The 25,258-nt window shown below is 56.4% G+C and carries 21 protein-coding genes and 1 tRNA gene; 15 read left to right on the top strand and 7 right to left on the bottom strand.

Features of this window, described 5'->3' with window-relative positions; all coding sequences use genetic code 11:
- Positions 1 to 146: 146 nt before the first annotated feature.
- Positions 147 to 1,049, bottom strand: a complete 903-nt coding sequence (locus ACR0JF_RS06765; RefSeq protein ID WP_170659359.1) for a LysR family transcriptional regulator — start codon at positions 1,047 to 1,049, stop codon at positions 147 to 149.
- Positions 1,050 to 1,243: 194 nt separating this feature from the next.
- Between ACR0JF_RS06765 and cuyA the strand changes: the two genes are divergently transcribed.
- The 5 genes from cuyA to ACR0JF_RS06740 all read left to right on the top strand — a co-directional run bounded on the left by cuyA (position 1,244) and on the right by ACR0JF_RS06740 (position 6,632).
- Positions 1,244 to 2,257 carry a D-cysteate sulfo-lyase gene (gene cuyA / locus ACR0JF_RS06760; RefSeq protein WP_480669097.1) on the top strand — a complete coding sequence of 338 codons (1,014 nt, stop codon included), beginning with the start codon at positions 1,244 to 1,246 and terminating at the stop codon, positions 2,255 to 2,257.
- A gap of 31 nt (positions 2,258 to 2,288) precedes the next feature.
- The gene (locus tag ACR0JF_RS06755) at positions 2,289 to 3,248 is read left to right on the top strand and encodes an ABC transporter substrate-binding protein (RefSeq protein WP_170659358.1); all 960 of its coding nucleotides are present in this window, start codon (positions 2,289 to 2,291) and stop codon (positions 3,246 to 3,248) included.
- A 68-nt stretch (positions 3,249 to 3,316) separates the two neighbouring features.
- Entirely contained in the window at positions 3,317 to 4,372 is a 1,056-nt protein-coding gene (locus tag ACR0JF_RS06750; protein ID WP_170659357.1) for a betaine/proline/choline family ABC transporter ATP-binding protein, read from the top strand.
- The gene (locus ACR0JF_RS06745) at positions 4,369 to 5,913 is read left to right on the top strand and encodes an ABC transporter permease subunit (RefSeq protein WP_170747520.1); all 1,545 of its coding nucleotides are present in this window, start codon (positions 4,369 to 4,371) and stop codon (positions 5,911 to 5,913) included. The genes ACR0JF_RS06750 and ACR0JF_RS06745 overlap by 4 nt, the downstream gene beginning before the upstream one ends.
- Positions 5,910 to 6,632 carry an alpha/beta fold hydrolase gene (locus ACR0JF_RS06740; RefSeq protein ID WP_170659355.1) on the top strand — a complete coding sequence of 241 codons (723 nt, stop codon included), beginning with the start codon at positions 5,910 to 5,912 and terminating at the stop codon, positions 6,630 to 6,632. The genes ACR0JF_RS06745 and ACR0JF_RS06740 overlap by 4 nt, the downstream gene beginning before the upstream one ends.
- Positions 6,633 to 7,117: 485 nt before the next feature.
- On the opposite strand, the gene ACR0JF_RS06735 is transcribed toward ACR0JF_RS06740, so the two are convergent.
- On the bottom strand, positions 7,118 to 9,490 hold the full coding sequence (locus ACR0JF_RS06735; protein ID WP_170659354.1) for a 1-deoxy-D-xylulose-5-phosphate synthase N-terminal domain-containing protein: 2,373 nt from the start codon (positions 9,488 to 9,490) through the stop codon (positions 7,118 to 7,120).
- A gap of 14 nt (positions 9,491 to 9,504) precedes the next feature.
- A complete protein-coding gene (locus ACR0JF_RS06730) occupies positions 9,505 to 10,704 on the bottom strand; it encodes a methionine gamma-lyase (protein WP_170659353.1) in 1,200 nt (399 codons plus the stop codon).
- A gap of 115 nt (positions 10,705 to 10,819) precedes the next feature.
- Between ACR0JF_RS06730 and ACR0JF_RS06725 the strand changes: the two genes are divergently transcribed.
- From ACR0JF_RS06725 to ACR0JF_RS06710, 4 genes are all read left to right on the top strand, one after another.
- Entirely contained in the window at positions 10,820 to 11,275 is a 456-nt protein-coding gene (locus ACR0JF_RS06725) for an Lrp/AsnC family transcriptional regulator (RefSeq protein WP_170659352.1), read from the top strand.
- A 1,304-nt stretch (positions 11,276 to 12,579) separates the two neighbouring features.
- Entirely contained in the window at positions 12,580 to 13,467 is an 888-nt protein-coding gene (locus ACR0JF_RS06720; RefSeq protein WP_480669021.1) for a LysR family transcriptional regulator, read from the top strand.
- Between the two features lie 104 nt (positions 13,468 to 13,571).
- Positions 13,572 to 14,195, top strand: a complete 624-nt coding sequence (gene wrbA, locus ACR0JF_RS06715) for an NAD(P)H:quinone oxidoreductase (RefSeq protein ID WP_170659350.1) — start codon at positions 13,572 to 13,574, stop codon at positions 14,193 to 14,195.
- A 58-nt stretch (positions 14,196 to 14,253) separates the two neighbouring features.
- Positions 14,254 to 15,144, top strand: a complete 891-nt coding sequence (locus ACR0JF_RS06710) for a DMT family transporter (RefSeq protein ID WP_170659349.1) — start codon at positions 14,254 to 14,256, stop codon at positions 15,142 to 15,144.
- A gap of 250 nt (positions 15,145 to 15,394) precedes the next feature.
- On the opposite strand, the gene ACR0JF_RS06705 is transcribed toward ACR0JF_RS06710, so the two are convergent.
- Both ACR0JF_RS06705 and ACR0JF_RS06700 read right to left on the bottom strand, forming a co-directional pair.
- A tRNA-Pro gene (locus tag ACR0JF_RS06705) sits at positions 15,395 to 15,471 on the bottom strand.
- A gap of 105 nt (positions 15,472 to 15,576) precedes the next feature.
- Entirely contained in the window at positions 15,577 to 16,692 is a 1,116-nt protein-coding gene (locus tag ACR0JF_RS06700; RefSeq protein WP_170659348.1) for a THUMP domain-containing protein, read from the bottom strand.
- Between the two features lie 296 nt (positions 16,693 to 16,988).
- Here ACR0JF_RS06700 and ACR0JF_RS06695 point away from each other — a divergent pair, with 296 nt between their 5' ends.
- Genes ACR0JF_RS06695 through nqrF form a run of 6 tightly spaced genes read left to right on the top strand, consistent with a single transcriptional unit; the run spans position 16,989 to position 22,861 of the window.
- A complete protein-coding gene (locus tag ACR0JF_RS06695) occupies positions 16,989 to 18,332 on the top strand; it encodes a Na(+)-translocating NADH-quinone reductase subunit A (RefSeq protein WP_170659347.1) in 1,344 nt (447 codons plus the stop codon).
- A gap of 5 nt (positions 18,333 to 18,337) precedes the next feature.
- Positions 18,338 to 19,546 (top strand): NADH:ubiquinone reductase (Na(+)-transporting) subunit B, encoded by a 1,209-nt coding sequence (locus ACR0JF_RS06690; protein ID WP_170472437.1) that lies wholly within the window; start codon positions 18,338 to 18,340, stop codon positions 19,544 to 19,546.
- Complete coding sequence (locus ACR0JF_RS06685; RefSeq protein WP_170659346.1) at positions 19,539 to 20,366, top strand: Na(+)-translocating NADH-quinone reductase subunit C; 828 nt, start codon at positions 19,539 to 19,541, stop codon at positions 20,364 to 20,366. Before ACR0JF_RS06690 ends, ACR0JF_RS06685 begins: the two co-directional genes overlap by 8 nt.
- Positions 20,366 to 21,019 carry an NADH:ubiquinone reductase (Na(+)-transporting) subunit D gene (locus ACR0JF_RS06680; protein ID WP_170659345.1) on the top strand — a complete coding sequence of 218 codons (654 nt, stop codon included), beginning with the start codon at positions 20,366 to 20,368 and terminating at the stop codon, positions 21,017 to 21,019. The genes ACR0JF_RS06685 and ACR0JF_RS06680 overlap by 1 nt, the downstream gene beginning before the upstream one ends.
- Positions 21,019 to 21,627: an NADH:ubiquinone reductase (Na(+)-transporting) subunit E gene (gene nqrE, locus ACR0JF_RS06675; protein WP_170377273.1), complete on the top strand. Its 609-nt coding sequence runs from the start codon at positions 21,019 to 21,021 to the stop codon at positions 21,625 to 21,627. The genes ACR0JF_RS06680 and nqrE overlap by 1 nt, the downstream gene beginning before the upstream one ends.
- Positions 21,628 to 21,637: 10 nt before the next feature.
- A complete protein-coding gene (gene nqrF, locus ACR0JF_RS06670; RefSeq protein ID WP_170659344.1) occupies positions 21,638 to 22,861 on the top strand; it encodes an NADH:ubiquinone reductase (Na(+)-transporting) subunit F in 1,224 nt (407 codons plus the stop codon).
- Positions 22,862 to 22,909: 48 nt separating this feature from the next.
- On the opposite strand, the gene tviB is transcribed toward nqrF, so the two are convergent.
- Together tviB and ACR0JF_RS06660 are read right to left on the bottom strand one after the other, a co-directional pair.
- Complete coding sequence (tviB, locus tag ACR0JF_RS06665) at positions 22,910 to 24,193, bottom strand: Vi polysaccharide biosynthesis UDP-N-acetylglucosamine C-6 dehydrogenase TviB (RefSeq protein ID WP_170659343.1); 1,284 nt, start codon at positions 24,191 to 24,193, stop codon at positions 22,910 to 22,912.
- A 15-nt stretch (positions 24,194 to 24,208) separates the two neighbouring features.
- The gene (locus tag ACR0JF_RS06660) at positions 24,209 to 25,222 is read right to left on the bottom strand and encodes a GDP-mannose 4,6-dehydratase (RefSeq protein WP_170659342.1); all 1,014 of its coding nucleotides are present in this window, start codon (positions 25,220 to 25,222) and stop codon (positions 24,209 to 24,211) included.
- Between the last annotated feature and the right edge of the window lie 36 nt (positions 25,223 to 25,258).

Genomic DNA, 25,258 nt, shown 5'->3' with positions numbered 1-25,258 from the left:
GGCAGTAGGGTCGCCCACATCCAAGACTGGTCCGTCTGCTGCCAAGACGCCACGGGGTTACGGCTTCATTTTGAATGGTTCCGTCACTCAAAATTCGGTTCTAACGGATTGCCTTGGTTTCTGGCCAGAGCTTGCGCTTTATAGGGTCAAGACTTTGAAGACGGCTTGTTTGCCCAGAAATCAAGCAAGGTTTTCGCGATCTCGGTCTGGTGGTGGGCATAGACTACCACGTCGAGCTTTTCCTGACCCAATTGGTTGCGTAGGGAGATCAGCTCGCCGCTTTCAATTTCCTTGTGCACCATGCTGAACGGCAGCCAACCAACACCGAGACCGTTCAGGATCATTTCCTTTGCCCCACTTGAAAAAGCCGTCTGGCAAACGGGGTTTTTGCTAAAATCGGCGGTTCCGAAAGGGAGTTTGCTCTTGTTCAACGCTTCGCCGAAATAGCTGTTTTCGGGATAGACGATGGCAGGCGTATCCAAAGGCACGTCACCGTTTCCGCGCACGGCATAGCGCAATCCGCCACCGATGACTGGAATGAGGTAGTCGTGACCCCAAGTGCCGCGACGAATGCCTGCTCCGAACGGCATTGGGGCGACGGTTTGCGCCTCGTAGCATAGCAGCATGTTGGTATCGCCACGCAGGAACAGAGTGACACAATCGTTCAGATTGGCAGTCCTGAGACGAAACCGAAGCCCCTTGAACGCGGCACGTGCACGCAATGCCATATCAGGGAAGGTGGAGACCACCGACGCATGTGTTGCGGCGATTGTAACAATCGAAACGGTGGGACCATGTTGCGCAATTTTTGTGCGCAGGTCATTTAGCCTTGCGATCAAAGAGCGGATTTCGGCTTCGTTCGAGGCCAGTGCCGGACTGATCTCGACCCGGTTCGATTTGCGATCGAGAACTTCAATCCCCAGCCACTCCTCAAAACTGCGAATACGCCTTGAGAACGCGGGTTGCGTGATGTTTCTGCGGGCCGCGGCCCGTGTCATGTTCCGCTCCTCCAGAAGGGCCAGAACATCGTCAAACCACAGCATATTCATCCGCACCTCCAACGCACCCAAAGAAAATGTATGGGCAGCCTGCGAAATATGCACTGTTTTTATTCTTTTTCTTTTGAAACTGTTTTGCTGTAGGCAAAAGCAGGGAGAGTGTGGTGGCTGAGACAATTCAGATGACCGGCGGTGACGCGATGGTCGCGCCGGAGATGGTTTTGAGCTTGTGCAAGGAGCTATCGCTGACGCTGGCGAAATTTCCCCGGGTATCGCTTGGTCATCTTCCTACGCCTTTGGAGCCGATGGATCGCCTGAGCGAGGTTTTGGGTGGCCCGCGTTTATGGGTCAAACGGGATGATTGCACCGGCCTCTCGTCGGGTGGGAACAAGACCCGTAAGCTGGAATTTCTGATGGCTGACGCAGTCCAGAAAGGCGCAGATACCATCATCACGCAGGGGGCGACGCAATCCAATCATGCGCGTCAGACGGCAGCAGCGGCCGCAAAACTTGGCATCGCGTGCCACATCCTGCTTGAGGATCGCACGGGTTCCAATGATCCGAACTATATTCTGAATGGAAATGTCCTGTTGGATCGTTTGCATGGCGCCAGTGTCTCCAAGCGTCCCGGTGGTGCGGACATGAACGCCGAGATGGAAGCCTGCGCTGCGCGGATGAAGACAGAAGGCAAAAACCCCTACATCATTCCGGGCGGTGGATCGAACCCAATCGGGGCTTTGGGCTATGTGAATTGCGCGCGCGAGTTATGCGAACAGGCCGCCAATGCCGGGTTGAAAATTGATGCGTTGGTACATGCGACCGGCAGCTCAGGCACGCAAGCCGGATTGGTCGCGGGTCTTGCCGCCCTTGAAAGTGACATTCACCTTCTGGGCATCGGCGTGCGGGCCCCACAGGACAAACAGGAAGGCATGGTCCATGATCTGGCTGTGCGCACTGTCGAATATATGGAAACGGGTACGCCCATTGCGCGAGAAAACGTACGCGCAAATTGCGACTACGTTGGTGCAGGATATGGTCTTCCGACCAAAGGGATGATCGACGCGCTTAAGCTGTTGGCTCGCACCGAAGGGCTTTTGTTCGACCCGGTCTATTCGGGTAAAGGGTTGGATGGTCTCATCGACCAAACCCGCAAAGGCTATTTCGACGGCATGGACAATGTCGTGTTTCTGCACACCGGCGGAAGCGCAGCCCTGTTTGGCTATCCCGAAACCTTTGAACTTCCTGGCTACGTGGCCTGAAATCTACAACAAACCAACAAGGAGATATCAAATGAAACTAAAAAAATACTTGATCAGCGCGGCTTTGGTTTCAGCTCTTGGCGCGCCACTCGCCGCTGAAGAGGTTAAGATCGGTGTTCCCACTTGGACCGGAGCACAGGCCATTGCCCATGTCTTGGGTGAGATCGTGACCACCCGCATTGGCGGCACGGTGGAGTATGTGCCCGGTAACAATGCTACGATTTTTCAAGCGATGGATCAGGGTAAGGGCGATATCGACGTTCACCCCGATGTATGGTTGCCAAACCAGGAAGCGTTCACCAAGCAATACGTTGATGGTGCCGGCACCGTGACGTTGTCATCGAACCCCTATCAGGGCAATCAAGGTTTCTGCGTCTCCAAAGACTTTGCCGCAGAGATGAATATCACCGACATCGCGGATCTTGGACGCCCCGATGTGGCGGCTGCGATGGACAGCGATGGCAATGGCAAGGGTGAGATGTGGATCGGTGCCCCCGGCTGGGCCTCGGCCAATGTGAACGAGGTGAAGGTACGCGACTATGGCCTGTTGGATTTCATCGATCCGATCCGCGCCGAGGAAGCTGTGAAGACCGCGCGCATCAAGGACAGTATCGCCAAAAAAGAAGGATATGCCTTCTACTGCTACGAGCCGCATGCTGTTTGGTACATGTTTGACGTGGTGATGCTGACCGAACCAACTTATGACCCTGAAAAATACGTCATGGTGCAGCCCTCCGACGACCCTGACTGGTACAACAAGTCGATGGTAGCCAGTAAGGACGCTCTGAAGGAAGTGCAAATCGCCTGGTCCAACTCGCTTGGGGAACGCTCGCCGGCGATTGCGGAGTTCTTTGCAAACTTCTCCCTGACAGCCGATGACGTGAGCTCGCTGGCCTTCGAGATCAGTGCCAATGGTCGCGATGCTGAGGAAGTTGCGGCCGAATGGGTTAACGCCAATTCCGAGCGTGTAGACTCGATGCTGGGTCTCTGAGCCAGACCTAAAACAACGGGCAGCACCTAGCGGTGCCGCCCCATTTGAAGGCACGTACGGGTGGGCGGATGAGCGACGAGACTGTAATCGAAATTTCCAACATCTGGAAAATCTTCGGGGCAAAACCTGAGGCCGCTTTGGAAGCCATTCGTGCGCGGGGGCTGACCAAGGCTGAAGTCCTTGCTGAGTTCAACGCGGTGGTGGGCGTGGCCGATGTCAGCCTCAACGTCAATCGCGGTGAGATTTTCTGCATCATGGGCCTATCAGGGAGCGGCAAATCCACCCTCGTGCGCCATTTCAATCGCCTGCTCGAACCAACGGCTGGTAGGATCGAGATCGAGGGCACAGACGTCATGGCGCTCGGCACAAAGGAACTTCAGGCTTTCCGCAATAGGAAAATCGGGATGGTGTTCCAGAATTTCGCGCTGATGCCCCACCGTTCGGTCCTTGATAATGTAGCAATGCCGCTGGAAATCCGCCAGGTCGCCAAGAACGAGCGTATGCGGCAGGCGGCCGCCATTCTCGACATTGTCGAATTGGGAGCGTGGGGGTCGAAATTCGCTCACGAACTCTCCGGCGGCATGCAACAACGTGTGGGGCTTGCCCGTGCGCTCGCGGCCAACCCTGATGTTCTGTTGATGGATGAGCCATTCTCCGCACTTGATCCTCTGATCCGACGGCAGTTGCAGGATGAGTTCATCCGGCTGTCAAAAATCCTCAAGAAAACAACAATCTTCATCACCCATGACCTCGATGAGGCTGTTCGCATCGGGGACCGGATTGCGATCATGCGTGACGGCAAGATGGTGCAGATCGGCTCGGCTGAGGACATTGTCATGCATCCCGCTGATGACTACGTCGCTGATTTCGTGGCCGGGATATCGCGGCTGAAGGTGGTGCATGCTCATGCGGCAATGCAACCTTTGGACAGCTACCTCGCCACGCACGGCCCACTGCCGGCTGACATCGACCGGGTGGACCACAATGAGACACTTTCCGCTTTAATCACACGAGCCATCGACGACGAACGGCCGGTTCTGGTGTCCGAAGGCGGCGAGGACAGAGGTGTCATCACTCGCGCAGATCTGTTGCGCACCGTGATTGAAGGGACGGAAATGTCATGAGCGAAGATCTTGGTGTGAACCCCCTTGAAGACACAGAAAGCGAAGCCGCGCAGGCCTATGCCGAGGAACGCCGGGAGAATATCCGCACCTTTGTGCGCACCAGCCCCGACTACTACATCCGCAACTTCGACAAGATCGGGGCTTCCGCACGCTTTACAGCGACCTTCAATGTGATGGCCGGGCTCTTTGGTCCGATCTGGTTCGGCGCGCGCGGGCTTTGGTCATGGGCATTGGCCTTCCTTGTCGTCGAGGCGATTGGCTTTGTGCAGATCGCGCGGGGCCTATTCGGAGATCTGGGAGCAGACGCGCTGGCCCGTGTGACCTCGATCGAAGGTACGCTCGATTTGCGCTACCAGCAGCTTGCGGCCGCCCAAGAGAGCGGTTCGGATCGAGCCGCAGCCATCCAGCGCCAGATCGAAGGGTTGGAGGCCAATATTGAGGGCTTCCGCGCCGAGGCAGAGTTGCTCGCCGCGCAAGGGCCGTCGATTGCGCTCACCGGTGTTGCCATCTTGCTTGTGGCCAAGCTCATACAGGCTGTGGCCGCCAACTGGGCGCTGGAGGCACGGTTTTCTGACTGGCTATCGGACCGCACCATTCGCTCTGGCATGCCGGTCAGTCAGATTGTCTTCAGCGCGGGTTTCATGATCCTGTTAGTCGCGACCGCAATGATCCACTACAGTTTCCCGGGTCGTTTTTCATTTCTTAGCGAATTTCCGACAGATAACTCAATTCGCCTGGCCAGTATTGACAGCGTAGAGGCATTTATCGCTTGGTGCGTCGCCAACAGTGTGGCGTTCTTTGACGGGCTCACCGCGGCCATTCGCTGGTTGCTGGATGCGATGGAGGTGGCGTTGGTTCAGACCCCTTGGATCGTGGTGGCCGCTCTGATCGTTTTGTTGACCTGGCTCACAGCTGGCTTACGCATGGCTATATGGTCTGGTGCCTTTCTGGCCTATATGGGCCTTCTCGGCTTTTGGGAAAAAGCTATGACCACATTGGCGCTTCTCGGCACTGCGGCGCTGCTTTCCATCGTGATAGGCATTCCCTTGGGCATGTTCTCTGCGCGCCGACCGCGGTTCTACGCTGTCATCCAGCCAATCATGGATTTCATGCAGACCATGCCTGCTTTTGTCTTCATGGTGCCTGTGATTGCCTTTTTCGGGGTTGGTAAGCCAGCGGCAGTCATTGTCACTATGATCTTCGGTGGGACACCCGTGGTACGCCTTACCGTTTTGGGCCTGCGTGGTGTGCCTGAAAGCGTACGTGAAGCCGCGATCAGTTTTGGCGCCAACAGGTGGTACCTTCTCACCAAGGTCGATCTTCCGCTTGCCAGCCCCTCCATTCGCGCGGGTATCAACCAAACAATCATGCTGTCACTGGCCATGGTCGTGGTGGCCTCGCTTATTGGTGCGAAAGGGCTGGGCGAAGACGTCCTCGAGGCGCTGCAATACGCCAATGTAGGCCAGGGTATCCTCGCAGGCTTTGCCATTCTATTCTGCGCGATGATCCTTGATCGGATCGTTCAAGGTCAGCGAAAGTGACCCCCCTTGTCCTTGTTCATGGTTTCATGGGGGGCAGCGCACAATGGGATAGGTGTCGCGATACACTGCAGCAGCACGCTGATGTGATTGCAGTCGACCTGCCTGGATTCGGAGCAAATGCCCATCTGCCGCCAATCGACAGTATTGGCGGATATGCGGATTGGGTTGTCCAGCACCTCCGCGGCCTTGGAGTGGAGGAGTATTTTCTGCTTGGTCACTCCATGGGCGGCATGATCGCTCAGGAACTGGCTTTGCGAGATCGTGAAAGGATTAACCGTCTTGTGCTTTACGCAACTGGCGCCATCGGTGTTTTACCAGGGCGGTTCGAGACTATTGAAGAGAGTAAAAAGCGCGCAGCGGAAGATGGCCCGGTGGCTACCGCACGTCGGATCGCAGCAACTTGGTTTCTGGATTGCGAAGCTGCACCCGGATATGAACACTGCGCCGCGATTGCCGCTCGAACCACGCTGCCGGCTCTGGAGGCGGGCCTAGACGCGATGCAAGCTTGGTCAGGTGAACAGAACCTTCGCCGGATCCGGCAGGAGACACTCGTCCTTTGGGGCGATCGAGATCGGACATATCCGTGGAGCCAAATTCATAAGCTGTGGGAGGCGATCCCCAGTACATCGCTTGCAGTCGTACCGGCCTGTGCCCACGCGCTCCATGTGGAGAAATCTGATCTGTTTCAACGCCTTATATCCAACTTTCTGGATCTCTGAGGTATGCTAACGACTTTGACTTTTGCAGGGCCGCAGCCGAAGCCAACTTTATCCGCGATCCGGAAGTTCGTTGCCTGGTCGATTTAGCGATCGCAGCGATTGACTGGTGTGGTCAGCCACGCCGCAGCGAATGCCGGAATCGATGAACGGCTGGAATAGGCCGCCAGTTCAAAATTACGACTTGAACTAGCAACGCTTCAGGCTGAAGGAGGAAACCTTAGTCGGCGGAAAGGTAAGTTCATTGGTCGGAGTGAGAGGATTCGCACCTCCGACCCCTGTCTCCCGAAGACCGGTGCAAAGGGCCAAGTTATTGAATTTTAGTCAAAGGAGCCCTGTTTTCCAGGCGTTATCGCCAATCAAACCAGCCAAGTTCAGGTTCGGCAGGTTCATTGAACCTCAGAGCACTGTCTACATGGTCCGCTAGTTATCGTGGTCTATGTTCAGTGCTAGTTTGTTCTCTACATTATTGCCCAGATCAAGCCCACTTATGCACGGTGAAGAGTTCTGCCGTGGGTCAGTCCATTCACTTTCTCTAGGATAGCGTCTGCGTCAATGCAGTGGTGGCGATACAGATCGCCGATTGTTCCGGTCTGACCAAAGTGCTCGACACCCATTGGAATAGTCTGATGTCCAAGCACTGCCCCCAGCCAGGATAGAGTCGCAGGATGACCATCTATAACGGTGACAAGCTTGCAGTGTGGCGGAAGGTCGGACATCAGGGCTTCGATGTGGGAGCGTGCCGCTTGGTTACCGCGAGAACGCGCTCGTTGAGCAGCGGTCCATCCGGCATTTAGGCGATCTGCAGATGTCACGGCCAATACACCTATGTCGCGACGGCCTTCACCAATCATACCGGCGGCCTTGATTGCCTCCGGCGCGACTGCTCCTTGATAGGCGACTACAACTTCGCAATTGGGCCCGGGTTTTCGTAACCAATAGGCCCCATCTATGGCACCTTGGCGAAACTCGTCGTCGACACGTTTGCCGGGCTGTTCAATCGGGTTGGTGGTCAGGCGCAGGTAGACAGACCCTCCAGTTTCATCGCGCAGCCATGTGCGCTCGTCGGGCTGTCCTTCGCCATCACGCTGCAGGTAGTCGAAGGCCCATTCCATAATCACCGCCAGCTCGTCGGCAAAGGCGGGTTCAAAAGCGGCCAAGCCGTCTTGGCTCATCCCGATGAGCGGTGTTCCAACGGATTGGTGTGCTCCACCTTCTGGCGCGAGCGTGACACCCGATGGTGTGCCAACCAGCATGAAGCGCGCGTCCTGATAGCAAGCGTAATTCAGCGCATCGAGGCCGCGGCTGACAAATGGATCATAGACGGTGCCAATTGGGATCAGCCTCTTACCGAACAGGGAATGCGACAGACCCGCCGCTCCCAGAAGCAACATGAGGTTCATTTCGGCGATACCAAGCTCGATATGCTGCCCCTCCGGCGTGAATTCCCATTTCGCCGTCGAAGGGATCCGGTGTTCTATGAAGGCGTCGGCTTGCTCGGATCGGGCGAACAGTTTGCGCCGGTTCACCCAAGGACCAAGGCTTGTCGTGCCTGTCACATCCGGAGAGGTTGTCACTATACGTGCAGCCAATGGGCTGTCGCCTTTTGATAGATCGTCTAGGATCTTGCCAAACGCCATTTGGGTCGAGATTTCGCGACTGGTGTCGATTTCGATTGGCGGCACGTCCAATTTGTCATCAAAATAGCGGCGCGGACCTTTGGCAAAGAACGGGGTGCTGGCCAGGAAATCTTTGAATGCGTCTGGATCTTGCACCGTCGCGAGCGGCTCCCATTCTTCGCCCTTCGGCACACCCATATGCGACTGCCATGCGACGAACTGGCTGTTGTTCATCAGCCCGCCGTGATTGTCCTTGTGGCCTGCAATAGGGGTGCCCCATCCTTTGACGGTGTAGGCCAGGAAGCATGTCGGGCGATCATGATCGATGGCGGCAAATGTCTGGGCCATGGTCTCGACGCAGTTGCCGCCGAGGTTCTCCATAAGGGCTGCAAGCTCTGCATCCGTCCGCCTTTCAATCAAGGCAGTCACATCCCCCTGATCCCCCAGATCGTCCATGAGACGCTGTCGCCAATTCGCACCACCCATGAAAGTCAAAGCGGAGTAGTCTTGGTTGGGGCAAGCATCAATCCAGTCGCGTAGGCGGTTGCCGCCGGGCTCTTCAAAGGCCGCGCGTTGAAGAACTCCGTATTTTATGCGCACGACATCCCAACTGAATGCATCGAAGGTTTTCTCGATCCGTTCGAACAGTCCTTCTCGGACGATACCGTCCAGAGACTGTCGGTTGTAGTCGATGATCCACCACGTGTTTCGTAGGTCGTTTTTCCAGCCTTCCTGCAACGCCTCATAGACGTTGCCTTCGTCCAGTTCGGCATCGCCAACAAGTGCCACCATACGTCCCATTGGCGCGTCTGACCCCCAGCTTTTGGCCTTGATGTAGTCTTGAATGATCGACGCAAACGAGGTGATCGCGACACCTAAACCCACAGACCCGGTCGAGAAATCAACATCATCAATGTCCTTTGTCCGGCTGGGATAACTTTGCACACCCCCAAATCCGCGGAAATTCTCCATCTTCTCGCGGGTCTGATTACCCATGAGATACTGCATTGCATGAAACACCGGCGACGCATGGGGTTTGACTGCAACCCGGTCCTCAGGCCGCAAGGCCGAGAAATAAAGCGCGGTCATGATCGACACCATCGAAGCGGACGAAGCCTGATGGCCACCGATCTTGATCCCATCCACCTTTGGTCGGACATGGTTGGCATGGTGGATCATCCAATGAGACAACCACAGCAGGCGCTGTTCAACGATCTGCAGTTGGGTGGGATCAATGTGCATGGTGGTCTCCGGGTTCAGGCGGCGCTGCGGGCAGGGTAGGGCAAAGCTTGCTCCAGGTCTGCAAGGATATCTTCGACATCCTCCAGCCCGACGGACAGGCGGATTAGGCCATCACTGATCCCATGCTCGGCCCGTTCTTCGGGCGTATATGTCGAATGGGTCATCGATGCTGGGTGCTGGATCAGTGTTTCCGCATCGCCCAACGATACCGCGCGCTGGATCATGTTCAGGCGGTTCATGAATTCAATTCCACCAGACAGACCGGACTTGACCTCAAACGCTATCATAGCGCCCGGTTGGGACATCTGTCGCTGCGCTAGATCGTGCTGGGCGAAACTCTCAAGCCCAGGGAAATAAACCTCGCCGACGGCAGGATGTGTTTCGAGGAAGGCCGCGACGACCTTGGCGGACGCGCAGTGACGGTCCAGACGCAGGTTCAGTGTTTTCAGGCCACGCAAGATCAGCATCGCGTTGAAAGGGGCCATTACCGCGCCGGTCATGTCCTTCATACCGACAAGTCGGATCTCAGCAATTTGTTCGGCGGTTCCTACAACCAGACCAGCGACTACATCGCCATGTCCCCCGAGATATTTGGTAGCGGAGTGTAGAACGATATCTGCGCCGTGCTCAATCGGGCGGGTCAGATACGGGCTGGCATAAGTGTTATCGACGACGACCGTTGCACCAACCGAATGCGCAATTGCGGCGCTTGCGGCGATGTCCACCAAGCGCATGTTCGGATTGGCTGGAGTTTCGAAATAGACAACGCGGGTTTTGTCAGAAACGGCCGCTTTCAGGTTCTCAGGGTCTGTCATGTCGACATGTCTTATCGTGACCCCCCATTTCGCCAAACCATGACGCATAAAGGCGAAGGTGCAGCCATAGAGCGTTTTGTCCACGATGACTTCGTCACCAGGCGACAGCAGGGTCCAAAGCACTGCCGTGATCGCCCCCATGCCGCTTGAGAGAGCTAGCCCGGCCTCGGCCCCTTCAAGCACGGCAATGCGTTGCTCAAGAAGGTCGCATGTAGGGTTTGAAATACGGCTGTAGATATGACCTTCACGCTCGCCGGCGAACATCTCTGCACCAGCCTCTGCGGTTTCAAAGGTAAACGTGGACGTCAAATGCAGCGGTGGTGTCAGCGCACCGACATTTTCCAGAGGGCTATAAGCGTGGTGAATGGCGCGGGTGGCAAATCCGGTTGGACGAGTCATTAGAAGCTCCTGAATCATGCTGAAGCTAGTTTGCGCCTTTACTTTAGGCTAATGGTTGCGAAATATACCAACATATGTAGCATTATTGGCATATTCTGCTAAGCTAGAGGGTGAAATGGACGCAAAGGACAGGCAGATCATTCGAGCGCTGCAGCGGGACGGGCGCATGACGAACCAGGATCTTGCCGACGAGGTGAACCTGTCTCCCTCACCGTGTTTGCGCCGGGTCAAAAACCTAGAAGCCAACGGAGTAATAAAGGGATACAGCGCCGACGTTGACGCTGCCGCGTATGGGATGGCCATTACCGTCTTCGTGCGTATCAGATTGGAGCGACACAACGAAACGGACATTCAGAACTTCGAGAAACGCGTTCGGATGATCGATGAAGTTCTTGAATGCCACGTGCTGACCGGGGCAATGGACTACCAATTGCGGGTTTTGGTATCGGATCTCGAGGCCTACGAGGAATTTATTCGTCACCGAATTCATCCGATCGGTGGGATAGCCTCAATCGATACCAGCTTTGTCTATGGAACGGTAAAAAAGACAGCTGTTTTTCCGCCCGGATAGAAAGATCGAGTCAGAATGAGTTGTTCCCTACTGGCTAACCATTTTAGCTGACTGATTTCTTCCCGCCTCAATTTCCCATTCTTACCGTCGCTATAACGAAGACATGCAAAGCGTGCTGCATCACTTCAAAGAGGATAGCGATGACGAATAAACCGTATGGAGACACACGAATGGCGAAATATGTCGACCGTCGGGTGCTCGAACTGAAACCGACAAAGAGCCAGGCCGAGATCGCAGCGCAGACGTGATACGTCGGCCCGAACATGATCACTATGATCAAGCAGGGTAGTTCCAAGGTGGCATTGGATCGCGTCCCGGCTTTGGCGAAAGCTTTGGAATGCGACGCCGCCTACCTTATGCGCCTCGCAATTGAGCAGTCGATCGGACTGACTGCAGCTGAGGCAGTCGTCGAGGTGTTCGGAGAACCTGTCACGTCGAATGAGCTTGGTTGGCTTAAAGCAATTCGCAAGGCTTCCAACAACACTGATCCTAGGCTGACCAGTCGGTCAGAGACGGCGATAAAGACCATCTTTGGGAGGTAGGTGCCATGTATGAACAGAAAGACGATTTAACATTGAATGAGCGCGCCTGGATGCGGTTCCTCCGTGACGTGAGCAACGGAAGTGATCCTGAACCGAACCTACGGCGAGTGCAGCTGTTGCGGCACCCCAAAATCAGGCCAAAGGTTTACACTAAGTTTACATTAAGTTGACAGATTTCGGCTCAAAACCAATTTTTTAGACCAAAATGTAAACCTTTGAACCAGACAAACCCATAAAACAAAGGTTCTCAGACAACACCTATCCGAAGACAGGCCAGAAAAGCGCGCACAGCGACGAAACACAGGCCAGACGACCCAGACACACATAAGAGAACGGACGTAGCTCAGGCCTGCTCACAACGTTCCTGAGGGAGAACCACATTGAGAGCGTAAGCACACGTCTATGCCAGGCAGTGTATTGAGCTACTCCGGAGAGAAGAAACCGACGATTGTTAATAGTGGGGGACTAGTCGTGAATAGTGAGCTGCACCGTATAGAGGCTGACTGTGCCTAGATATGCAAAGTAGTGCTAGGAGCGTCCTAAAAGCCGGTAATTTAATAGGTAAGCTGGTGACGGGAGACTGTAGGGAGGAGCTCTCAGAACCGAAAACTGTTCCCGAGCTCAAGTTCACAGGTGTGGTGGATACTCCGCAAACAGAATTGAACTGGATCAGCTCGACCTGAAAGACTGTGAGTTTGGGCATGTCGTAGACTCGATCAATCGCGTAACACATCAAAAGCAGCTATTTCGAAGGGTGATAACTTGGACAAACTGTCAGTCATGCAAGCTTTTCGCCGTATCGTTGAACGCAGTAGCTTTGCCCGTGCGGCGGAAGACCTTGGTGTTTCTCCTGCGCTTCTCAGCAGAGAAATCAAGCTTCTGGAAGAAAGTCTGGGAACCGTTCTCCTCACCCGCACGACCCGATCCATGTCACTGACTGACACCGGCAGTCTTTATTACCAAGATGCAATTAGAATTCTCGACGCTGTCGAAAAAACGGAACAGACCATTCGGGAAGGTTCCAAAGCGATGCGTGGGCACCTTCGGGTAAATGCGTCGAGTTCCTTCGGCCAAACCGTTATCGCACCGATGCTTCCAGATTTCTTGAAAACCTATCCAGATCTGCGATTTACTCTTTCGATGGACGACAAGGTGATTGATATGGTCGAGGGCGGGTTCGATCTGTCGATACGAATCCGAGCCGCGATGCCGGACTCGGCCCTTGTTGCACGACGGATCGGCGTGATGCGACAGCGGATTTTTGCGTCTCCTGACTATTTGGAGCGATGCGGGACGCCGACCCAGCCGGCGGATCTGAAAAACCACGCTATCATCGGCTTTTTGCTTGCTGATCATTTGACGAGCTGGAAGCTCTCGGCTGCCGAAGGTGTCACCGCATTAGAGCTTGATCCGCGCGTGCGGGTCGGCAACAGCCTCGTTTTGCGCGATCTGCTGATAGCGGGGCAAGGCATCGGAACTCTGCCCGAGTTCGTCTCTGATGCTCCCGAATCCAGCGGGGCCTTGGTGAGAGTTCTTCCTGACCATGAACTGCCTGCGCCGGAAGTGTTCGCCGTTACAGCATCTCGCTTGGGAATGGACGCAAAGGTCAAAGCCTTTCTTGATCATCTGCGCCTGGCTCTCAGGTCATGACATTGTTCAATACAGGTAAATAGTGATGTCAAAGAGCGAGACTTAATTGGCGACGCAACTAATTCCATTCTCTCAGGGAAAGTCACAGCCCTGAGAGGTCTCTTATGTCACGTATTCTCGTTCTCTACTACTCAAGCTATGGCCACGTCCGCGCATTGGCCGATGCAGAAGCTGAAGGCGCCAGAAGTGTTCCCGGCACCGAAGTTGACGTTCGGCGTGTGCCTGAAACCGTGCCTGAAGAAGTCCGCCAGCAGGCCGGCTATGTCGATGATGATACGCCTGTCGCCTTACCAGCAGATCTGGAAAACTATGATGCAATAATTCTGGGAACGCCGACCCGATTTGGCATGATGGCCGGTCAAGTGAAGTCGTTCCTGGATCAGGCCGGCGGGCTTTGGGCCAGGAATGCTCTGGTTGGTAAAGTCGGGGCGGTCTTTGCATCTACGGGTTCGCAGCATGGTGGGCACGAGGCCACCCTTCTGACAACGCAAGTCCCACTTCAACACTTTGGGATGCTGATTGCCGGAATGCCCTACACATTTGCTGGCCAGACTACATCAGAAGAAATCATTGGCGGCGCACCGTATGGCGCCGGAACGATCGCCGGTGCTGACGGTTCCCGCAAGCCTACCGAAACTGACCTAGCCGGAGCGCGGCTCCAGGGCGCTCATGTTGCAAGGATTGCAGTGTGCCTCGCTGGATCAAACCTGCAAGCGGAAGCAGCGTAGCCCGCGTGCCTCTGACGTCTCACTCAAATTCTCTAACGCTTCAGACGGGAGACATGCCATGTCACGTTCAACCGATATTCTTCTCACTTCACTCGCCCCAGCGGTATGGGGAAGCACTTATCTGGTAACTACCGAAGCGCTCCCGGCTGGCTACCCGATTACCCTGGCTGCGTTACGAGCTCTGCCTGCTGGGTTGTTGTTGCTCGCAGTGACGCGCTGCGTTCCACCACGCGAATGGCTCGGTCGAACTTTCGTCTTAGGTAGCCTCAATTTCGCTCTGTTCTGGGTGCTCCTCTTCATTGCTGCCTATAGGTTGCCCGGTGGTGTGGCCGCCACCCTAGGATCTTTGCAAGCGATGATCGTGATTTTGATGGCGTGGGGATGGCTCGGAACCCCAATCCGACTTGGTGCTCTCGGTGCCGCCGCGACTGGCGTAATGGGTGTATCTCTGCTGCTGATCGGACCAGAAGCACAACTTGATTGGATCGGTATTGCAGCGGGTTTGGGAGGAGCCGCGTCAATGGCTGCTGGCACTGTTCTAAGTCGGAAATGGCAACCTCCTGTCTCGGCGCTGAGTTTCACAGCGTGGCAATTGACAGCCGGTGGTTTGATACTGCTGCCAGTCGCACTGTTCCTTGAGCCGCCTCTACCTGCGTTCAGCGCGACAAATGTCGCCGGCCTTATTTGGCTCGGGTTGATCGGTGCTGCAGCAACCTATGTCATTTGGTTTCGTGGCATAGCGCGCCTGGAGCCCAGTGCAGTCTCGATGCTTGGCATGATGAGTCCTGTTACAGCTGTCGTGCTAGGCTGGGTATACTTGGGACAAACGCTTAGCCTCACTCAGTCGATAGGAGCAGCCATAGTTATTGGTTCTGTTGTGGTTGGCCAAAGCGTGAGTCGAAGGGACAATTCGGGTTTGAAAAAGTGGAGACGAGCATTCGCGGCATGACACTGGAGGACGCCACTGCCTATTTTGCAACCTCGCGCGAAACCCTGAAAAACGTCTATAGGTCCTACAGTCCAGATGCGCTTACGAACGAAGCGGGAATTATAAATTAGAGGATATTAAGTGCCAATTCAGTAGTTGGTGGATGCCGGTAGTGAACGAACTGAGCACATCTATCGAACGAAACGTTGCGGATATCGTTGTGGCCATTCCTCTGAAAACAACAAAGGCGCCCTTGGGCGCCTTGTTTCATTGGTCGGAGTGAGAGGATTCGAACCTCCGACCCCTGCCTCCCGAAGACAGTGCTCTACCAGGCTGAGCTACACTCCGACCGTGGCGGCGGGTCTATACGCGTGGGTTGGGATGCGCAAGAGGGATTCTTGTGCGTGAAATTGGAAAATTCTTGGCGCTCTCTACTAGGTTGGGCTGAATGCACTACTCTAGAATCTCGGTTCTATACAGGCGGATTTTCGTGCCGCCGTGATCGACGAACGGACCAGTAGGCAGAAAAGGCAGGCGCGTCGCGCGAGCGAGGGCAGGGGCGCTGGTGATGACGCCGACGCGCCACCCCTGGAAGCGGTTCATCAGCGTTTTGCCAAGGCTGCCATAGAGCGAACGCAGACGTTTTTCGTCACCGATCCGTGCACCGTATGGGGGGTTCACGATAACCAGACCAGCGGGTCCGGGGGGTGGTTTGACATCGCTAACAGCACGATGCTGAAAACGGGTATGTTCCGCCACACCAGCCTGTTCGGCATTGACAGAGGCGGCCTCGACAGCGCCTGTGTTGCGGTCGGAGCCGTAGAACTGAAGGGGGCTCTCGGATGGGCGCCACGCGCTCCGCATTGCCTCCCACGCCGCTTTGTCGAACCCGGACAGCTGCTCGAAAGCGAAGGATCGCGAACGTCCCGGCGCCAGCCCAAGGGCGATCTCGGCGGCTTCAATAACAAAGGTGCCCGAGCCGCACATAGGGTCGAGAACCGGCTCCGTTCCCTCGAACCCGCATTCGCGCAGGAACATCGCGGCCATGGTCTCGCGCATGGGGGCCTTGGCAACAGCGGTTTTGTGACCGCGCTTGTGCAGCGGCTCGCCTGAGCTGTCGATCGACAGCGTGCAGAGATCCTTTTCGATGCGCAGCAGAACGCGCAGATCGGCCTCGGGAGAAATTGCTGCGCCCAAGGTGTCAGAGATTGCGCGCTCAATGCGCTGGCGCGCGGCCCCGGCATGGTAAATGCGAGACTTGCGACTGGTGGCTTCGACCTTGACGGGCACGTCGGGGCAGAGAAAGTCCGACCAGGGAAACTTGCGCGCGCGTTTGTCCAGCTGGGCCAGATGGACGGCAGGAAAGCTGCCGATGCGCACGAGTACCTTGTTGGCACCGCGCAGGACAAGATTGGCCCGCCAGACCTCGGACCAGTCGCCCGTACAGCTTACGCCGCCGGGCACGACACGCGCGCCTGCGAATCCGTGTTGGGTGGCCTCGGCGCAGAGCGGGGTTTCGAGGCCCGGTGTTGCCACCAGGAAGATATCAAGGTCGTGGGTCATGCTCATTTTTGTTGCTTACACCGGATGCGGCAGAGGTGCGACCGGCAAAATATCGGTGTGTTAGCGCCAATATGAACATTCGATTAAGACAAAGTGACAAACAATAGATAATTTCGAGCCTAACGGGTTTGCGTTTCTGGTCGTCGGCGCGTAAAGGACCGACATCAGACACACGCCTGCGGATTCCGACCAGCAAATAGCTCTTTGCGACCCGGTCGGTTTATCATCCGCGCTATCAGATGCCTCTTCTAATTGGGCGATGATAGCTGGCGCAGGAGAGAGGCTTGGAAGACAGTAGCGAGATGCAAACTTTCAAACTGAAAAAAGGGCTGGAATTGCCGATCGAGGGTGCCCCGGATCAAACGATCCAGCCGGGGCCTGAATTCAGCCAGGTTGCGGCCTTGGGCGGCGACTATTTGGGGTTGAAGCCCCGCATGCTGGTGCAGGAAGGCGACGAGGTGCAGCGTGGTACCCCGCTATTCTGCCACAAGGACGTCCCCGAGGCGATGATGGTTGCTCCGATGACCGGCAAGGTCATTCAGATCAACCGTGGTGCGCGCCGCGTTTTGCAAAGCGTTGTGATTGAAATCTCTGACCCGAATGACGCGGGTGTTGATTTCTCGGGCGTGGGCAATGGCGACACGGCCGAGGGCGTGGCAGAAAAACTCTGCGCGGCGGGTCTTTGGACGGCGTTCCGCACACGGCCCTATTCGAAAATGCCGACGCCCGACACCAAACCGGCGGCGATCTTTGTAACGGCGATGGACAGCGAGCCTCTGGCCGCTGATGCCGCCGTAATCATCGCCGATGCAGGGGACACCTTTGCCGCCGGTCTGGCGGCGGTTGCCAAGCTTTCCGATGGCAAGACCTACCTGTGCCACAAAGATGGCGACGCAGTTCCAGGCGCAGATGTTGCCGGAGTGGAAGCGGCGGCCTTCGCAGGCCCGCACCCTGCCGGTCTGGCGGGTACTCACATTCATTTCCTGGAGCCGCTCGCAGGCGACAAACAGGTTTGGACCATCGGATATCAGGACGTCATCGCGATTGGCCGCCTAATGCAGTCCGGCCATCTGGACCCGAATGTCGTGATCGCTCTGTCCGGACCGGGCGCACGTCAGCCGCGTTTGATCCGCACCGCCATGGGTGCCTCGACAGATGAGCTGACGAAGGAAGAGATCAACTTGGACGGAACACCCCGGATTATTTCGGGCTCGGTTCTGTCGGGTACTCAAGCCGAGGGACCGACCGCCTATCTGGGCCGGTTCGCACGTCAGATCACCATCATCCGGGAAGACCACGATCAGATTCCGATGGGCTGGATTCGTCCGATGCCGTCGAAATACTCGATCCAGCCGGTTCTGGGTTCGGCATTGTCCAACAAACTGTATAATCTGACCAGCAACCTCAACGGTGGCCGTCGCGCGATGGTGCCGACAGGTGTGTTCGAACGGCTAATGCCGCAGGATTACCTGCCCACGCAGCTGCTGCGGGCCTTGCTGGTGATGGACACCGATACCGCTCAGGCACTGGGTGCACTGGAGCTGGACGAAGAGGATCTGGGCCTTGTCGGCTTTGCCTGTCCGGCGAAATATGAATATGGGCTGGCGCTTCGCGACTGCCTCGCCAAGATTGAAAAGGAGGGCTGATCCAAATGGGTTTGCGCAGCTTCTTTGATCGGATCGAGCCAAACTTTACTAAGGGTGGCAAGTACGAGAAGTACTTCCCCATCTACGAGATGGTGGAAAGCTTCATCTACACTCCGAAAACTGTAACCACCGCCGCGCCGCATGCTCGGTCGTATATCGACATGAAGCGGATCATGACTTACGTCGTGATCGCGACGATCCCCTGTATCCTGTGGGGGATGTACAATACCGGCTATCAGGCGAACTCGGCCATTGCGCTGCTGGGGCCTGAATCGGCGACCGGATGGCGGATTGCTCTGCTGCAGATGTTTGGTATCTCGCTGGACCCCTCCAGCGTCTTTGCCAACGTGATGCACGGGCTCACTTATTTCCTGCCGATCTACATCGTGACGCTTGTCGCGGGTGGTATCTTTGAGGTCATTTTTGCCACCGTGCGGGGCCACGAAGTAAACGAAGGTTTCCTCGTTACTTCAATGCTTTACACGCTGATTATGCCTGCAACCGCGCCTCTTTGGCAGGTAGCGTTGGGCATCATCTTCGGCGTTGTAATCGGGAAAGAAGTCTTCGGCGGCACTGGTAAGAACTTCCTGAACCCGGCTCTGGTCGGTCGTGCGTTCCTGTACTTTGCCTATCCGGCGAGCATGTCCGGTGACACGGTCTGGACCCCGGTTGACGGCTTCTCGGGCGCGACCGCTCTGTCCGTCTCTGCGTCGCAGGGCTTTCAGGCGCTGGCCGCTGATGGCATCACCTGGTGGAACGCGTTCTTCGGCTCGATCCAAGGCAGTTTCGGTGAAACCTCAACGCTGGCTTGTATGATCGGTCTGGCCTTCCTGCTGGCCACGCGGATTGCCAACTACCGCCTGATTGTCGGCTGTCTGGCGGGTACGATTGGCTTTACCCTGCTGCTGAACCTAATCGGTTCGGACACAAACCCGATGTTTGCGATGCCTTGGTACTGGCATGTGGTCATCGGTGGGTATGCCTTCGGTCTGGCGTTCATGGTGACCGAGCCGGTTTCGGCCAGCCACACTAACATGGGTCGCTACATCTACGGCGCGCTGATCGGTATCATGGTTGTGATGATCCGTGTCATCAACCCAGCTTTCCCAGAAGGCATGATGCTGGCCATTCTGTTCGGCAACGTCTTTGCTCCGCTGATCGACTACTTCGTCGTCCAAGCCAACATCAAACGGAGGGCGCGTCGCCATGTCTGATACGCAATCCCCAGATCAAAGCGAGGCACCTAAAGGCGCGATCGCCAAGTTCCTGGCAGCCTCGCCGGACTCTGTCGGCAAAACGATTATCATCGCGGTTGCCGTCTGTCTGGTCGCTTCGATGGTCGTGTCCGCAGCCGCCGTTAGCTTGCGCCCGGTGCAGGAGACCAACCGCCTGAAGGACAAGCAGGTCAACGTTTTGCAGGTAGCGGGTGTCTATGAGCCTGGCATCGACGTGACCGAAGCCTTCGCCGCGTTTGAGCCTCATGTGCTGGAACTAGCGACCGGTGAGTTTGTCGATGATCAGTTTGATCCGGCTACGTTCGACGATATCGCCGCCGCGAGTGACCCTGAACTGAGCGTCGCGCTGGATGATGACCCGGCAGGTATCGGCCGCAAGTCGAAATACCGCGTGATCTACCTGTTGCGCGACGATGCTGGTGATTTGGACAAGGTGATCCTGCCGCTGCATGGCTATGGTCTGTGGTCCACACTCTATGGCTTTATTGCTTTGGAGAATAACGGCAACGACATCTACGGGCTGCAATTCTATCAGCACGGTGAGACCCCCGGCCTTGGGGCCGAGGTGGACAACCCACGCTGGAAGGCTCTGTGGAACGGTAAGAAGCTGCGGGATGACAATGGTGATCTGCAAATCACCGTGTCGAAATCCCAGCCCGCCGCCGGACCCGACTTCTATATCGACGCGCTGGCTGGGGCGACTCTGACCTCGGTAGGTGTCGATAACCTGGTGAAATTCTGGATGGGCGATGCGGGTTACGCACCGTTTCTGGCCAAACTGCAAGCAGGAGAGCTCTGATGTCCCAGACCAAGAAAGAGATGCTGGTCGACCCGCTTGTCGACAACAATCCAATCACGCTTCAGGTGTTGGGCATTTGTTCGGCACTAGCGGTGACCTCATCGCTGCAGGTGTCGATGGTGATGGCGCTCGCGGTGATCTTCGTGACCTCGTTCTCGTCCTTCTTCATCTCGTGCCTGCGTAACCAGATTCCCGGCTCGATCCGGATCATCGTGCAGATGGTGATCATCGCCTCGCTGGTGATCCTGGTAGACCAGATCCTCAAGGCTTATGCGTTTGAGATCTCGAAAACCCTTTCGGTTTTCGTCGGCCTGATCATCACCAACTGTATCGTGATGGGCCGCGCCGAGGCGTTTGCCATGAAGAACCCTCCGGTTGCGTCCTTTATCGACGGCATGGGCAATGGTATGGGCTACGGCCTGATCCTGCTGCTGGTCGGCTTGATTCGTGAGCTTTTCGGTGCAGGGTCGCTGTTCGGTGTCACCATTCTGGAGACCGTCAACAACGGCGGCTGGTACGTGCCCAACGGCATGTTGCTGCTGCCCCCGTCGGCGTTCTTCATCATCGGTCTGATCATCTGGGCCTTCCGCACATGGAAGCCGAACCAGGTGGAAGAGCGTGAATACAAAATTCAGCAGGTAGAGGCCCACTGATGGAAGGTCTGATCTCACTGGCCGTAAAGGCCATCTTTGTCGAAAACCTTGCGCTCAGCTTCTTTCTGGGGATGTGTACCTTCATCGCCGTGTCGAAGAAGATCTCGACTGCGCTGGGTCTGGGAATTTCGGTCATGGTCGTGCAGGCCATCACTGTGCCCGCCAACAACCTGCTGCTGAACTACCTGCTGAAACCGGGTGCGTTGTCCTGGGCCGGGTTCCCGAATGTGGACCTGACCTTCCTTGGCCTAATCTCGTATATCGGCGTGATTGCGGCGATGGTTCAGATCCTCGAGATGGTTTTGGATAAGTATTTCCCGCCGCTCTACAACGCGCTGGGGATCTTCCTACCGCTGATCACGGTGAACTGCGCCATCCTGGGTGGTTCGCTGTTCATGGTGGAGCGGGATTACAACTTTGCCGAGGCGACCACTTATGGCCTGTCTTCGGGCTTTGGTTGGGCCCTGGCGATCACCGCAATGGCGGGCGTTCGTGAAAAGCTGAAATACTCGGACATTCCCGACGGCCTGCAAGGTCTGGGGATCACCTTCATCACCGCGGGTCTGATGGCGATGGCCTTCATGTCCTTCTCGGGCGTGAAACTGTAAGGAGGGCAGAATGGAAACTTTTGGTTTAGGCGTTGCCCTTTTCACAGTGATTGTCATCGCGCTGGTGACGATCATTCTGGCGGCTCGTTCGAAACTGGTCTCGACAGGTGACGTAAACATCACCATCAACGGCGAAAAGACCATCTCGGTCCCTGCCGGTGGAAAGCTGCTGCAGACCTTGGCGGCCGAGAAGCTGTTCGTTCCCTCCGCCTGTGGTGGCGGTGGTACCTGCGCGCAGTGTCGGGTGAAAGTGCATTCCGGTGGCGGGTCGATATTGCCAACCGAGGAAAGCCATATCACCAAGCGTGAAGCGGCCTGTGGCGACCGTCTGTCCTGTCAGGTTGCGGTCAAGCAGGACATGGACATCGAAGTCCCCGAGGAAGTCTTTGGCGTCAAGAAATGGGAATGCACCGTTCGTTCGAACGAGAACGTGGCGACCTTCATCAAGGCTCTGACCCTGGACCTTCCCGAAGGCGAGGACGTGAACTTCCGCGCTGGTGGCTACATCCAGATCGAAGCTCCCGCGCACCAGTTGAAATACACCGATTTCGACGTGGAAGAGGAATATCGCGAGGACTGGGATCGCTTCAATCTATGGCAGTACGAGTCCGTCGTCGCTGAACCGATTGAGCGTGCCTATTCGATGGCGAACTATCCGGACGAAAAGGGCATGATCATGCTGAACGTCCGTGTGGCCTCGCCTCCTCCGGGTTCCGATGGCATCCCTCCGGGTCAGATGTCGTCATACATCTTCAACCTGAAACCGGGTGATAAGGTCACCATCTCGGGTCCGTTCGGTGAGTTCTTCGCCCGCGAAACCCAAAAAGAGATGGTCTTCATCGGCGGTGGCGCTGGCATGGCGCCCATGCGCAGCCACATCTTCGACCAGCTCAAGCGTCTGGAAAACCGCGATCGCAAGATCAGCTTCTGGTACGGTGCGCGGTCGAAGAAAGAGATGTTCTTTGTCGAGGATTTTGACCAGCTGGCCGAAGAGTTCGACAATTTCGATTGGCACGTTGCCCTGTCTGACGCGCAGCCCGAGGACGATTGGAAGGGCTATACCGGCTTCATCCACAACGTTTTGTTCGAAGAATACCTCAAGAATCACCCCGCGCCCGAGGATTGCGAGTTCTACATGTGTGGTCCTCCAATCATGAACCAGTCGGTCATCAACATGCTGCTGGATCTGGGTGTAGACCGCGAAGATATCATGCTCGACGATTTCGGCGGGTAAAAAAATAAACCGGCGCATTTTGCGCCGGTTTTCTTTTGTGGAACTGGGTTAGAGCCTTAAGTCACTCGCGTCCCTTGGCAGGCAGGACTTGATGTCGAACACCACGCTGTTGGGTTTGCCGTAAGCTCGGAATGTTGACGGATCAGCATCTTTGTATTCCTGATGCGCGACGGCCAGAACGACTGCATCATAAGTTCCGTCCTGAGGGGAACTTGAAAGCGAGAGGCCGTATTCAGCCTCCGCTGCGACGGGGTCGGCATGGGGATCGTGGACATCAACGCTGATGCCATAGCTCTGCAATTCCTCAATGATATCAACGACGCGTGTGTTCCGCAGGTCAGGGCAGTTTTCCTTGAAGGTCAGGCCGAGAACCAGAACGCGTGCCGCACCGGCATTGATGCCGTTGCGGGTCATGCGTTTGACCAGTTGAGACACAACATAACTGCCCATCCGATCGTTCAGCCGCCGCCCGGCCAGAATAATCTGAGGGTGATGGCCCACGGCCTCGGCCTTGTGGGTCAGGTAGTAGGGGTCCACGCCGATACAGTGCCCCCCTACCAGACCGGGGCGGAAGGGCAGGAAGTTCCACTTGGTCCCCGCGGCGCGCAAAACGGCCTCGGTGTCGATCTCCATCCGGCCGAAAATCATCGCCAGCTCATTCACCAGCGCGATGTTCAGGTCGCGCTGAGTGTTTTCGATCACCTTTGCAGCCTCAGCCACGCGTATGCTTTCGGCCTTGTGCGTTCCCGCTGTGATGATCCGCGCGTAGAGCGCATCGACCAGGTCCGCCACCTGCGGGGTCGAGCCCGAGGTCACCTTGCAGATATCCGCGATCCGATGGGTCTTGTCGCCGGGATTGATCCGTTCGGGGCTGTAGCCGGCAAAGAAATCAGTGTTGAAACTCAAGCCCGAGGTGCGCTCCAGCACAGGCACACAGTCTTCCTCGGTCGCGCCGGGATAGACGGTGGATTCGTAGATCACCAGATCGCCGGATTTCAGGACCATTCCCACGGTTTCTGAGGCTGTGAGCAGAGGCGACAAATCAGGTTGTTTGCCTGCGGTGATTGGGGTGGGCACCGTGACGATGAAGGTGTCGCACGCCGCAAGGTCGGACGCTTGCGTGGTGAAACTCAGGCCCGATGCGGCGGCAAGGTCTTCGGGTTCGACCTCTTGCGTTGCGTCCTTGCCATTGCGTAAGGCGTCGATACGTGCGGCGTTGATATCAAACCCGACCACGGGGCCGATTTTTCCAAAAGCGACCGCAAGCGGCAGGCCGACATAGCCCAACCCAATCACGGCGATTTTGCGGGCGTCAGGATTGGTTTCGAGCATTCCGGTCTTGACCCTCTACTTGCCGTGATAGTCGCGGAACCACGCAACAAACTGCGCAATCCCGTCTTTGAAATTGGTTTCCGGGCGGTACCCTGTCAGGCGTTGCAACAGGTCGGTATTGGCCCATGTGGCGGGGACGTCGCCCATTTGCATGGGCATGTAGTTGCGGATGGCCTTTTTCCCGATCGCCGCCTCGATGGCCTCAATGAAATCCATCAGGCGCACCTTGTCACCATTCCCGATATTGACGACGCGGTACGGCGCGACGGGGGACAGGCTGTCGCCGTCCTCGACCTCATCCGCGCTGGCGGACCGCACCGGAGGCACGTCGATCAGCAAACGGATGCCTCGGACCAGATCCTCGACATTGGTAAAGTCGCGATACATGTCGCCGTGGTTGTAGATATCAATCGGGCGGTCTTCGAGGATCGCGTCTACGAACTTGTACAGTGCCAGATCGGGCCGCCCCCAGGTGCCATAAACCGTAAAGAACCGGAACATGGTAGTCGGCAGGTCCCAAAGATGGGCGTAAGAATGGGCCATCGCCTCATTGGCTTTCTTGGTCGCCGCGTAGATGGTCAGCTGCGTGTCGGCTTTTTCAACCTCGGTAAAGGGCATATCCTTATTGGCGCCATAGACCGAAGAAGTCGAGGCCATCAGAAGATGCTGAACCTTGTGCTGCCGCGCGACCTCCATCACGTTGAACGTACCGACGACGTTCGAGTTGATGTAGCTGCGAGGCTCTTCAAGGCTGTAGCGAACACCGGCCTGTGCGGCGAGGTGGATGATCACCTCGGGCCGAAACTCATCCGCGACCTGCATCAGCCGTTCATGGTTTTCCAGCATGTCTTCAGTGGTGGTGAATCCGGGATTTTGCAGCAACATCTGGTGACGGCGTTGCTTGAGGGCGACGTCGTAATAGTCGGTCATCCCATCATAGCCATGCACACGGAACCCTTCGGACAGCAACAGCTTCGCCAGGTGAAAGCCGATAAATCCGGCCGTGCCCGTGATCAAAACCCGCTTCATACATCCCTCACGCTTCGGCGACCCGTCTGCAATGTC

This window comes from Ruegeria sp. BG11, from assembly GCF_056538565.1.
The sequence above is the reverse complement of the archived record's forward strand: the minus strand, read 5'-3'. Positions and strand labels throughout refer to the sequence as shown.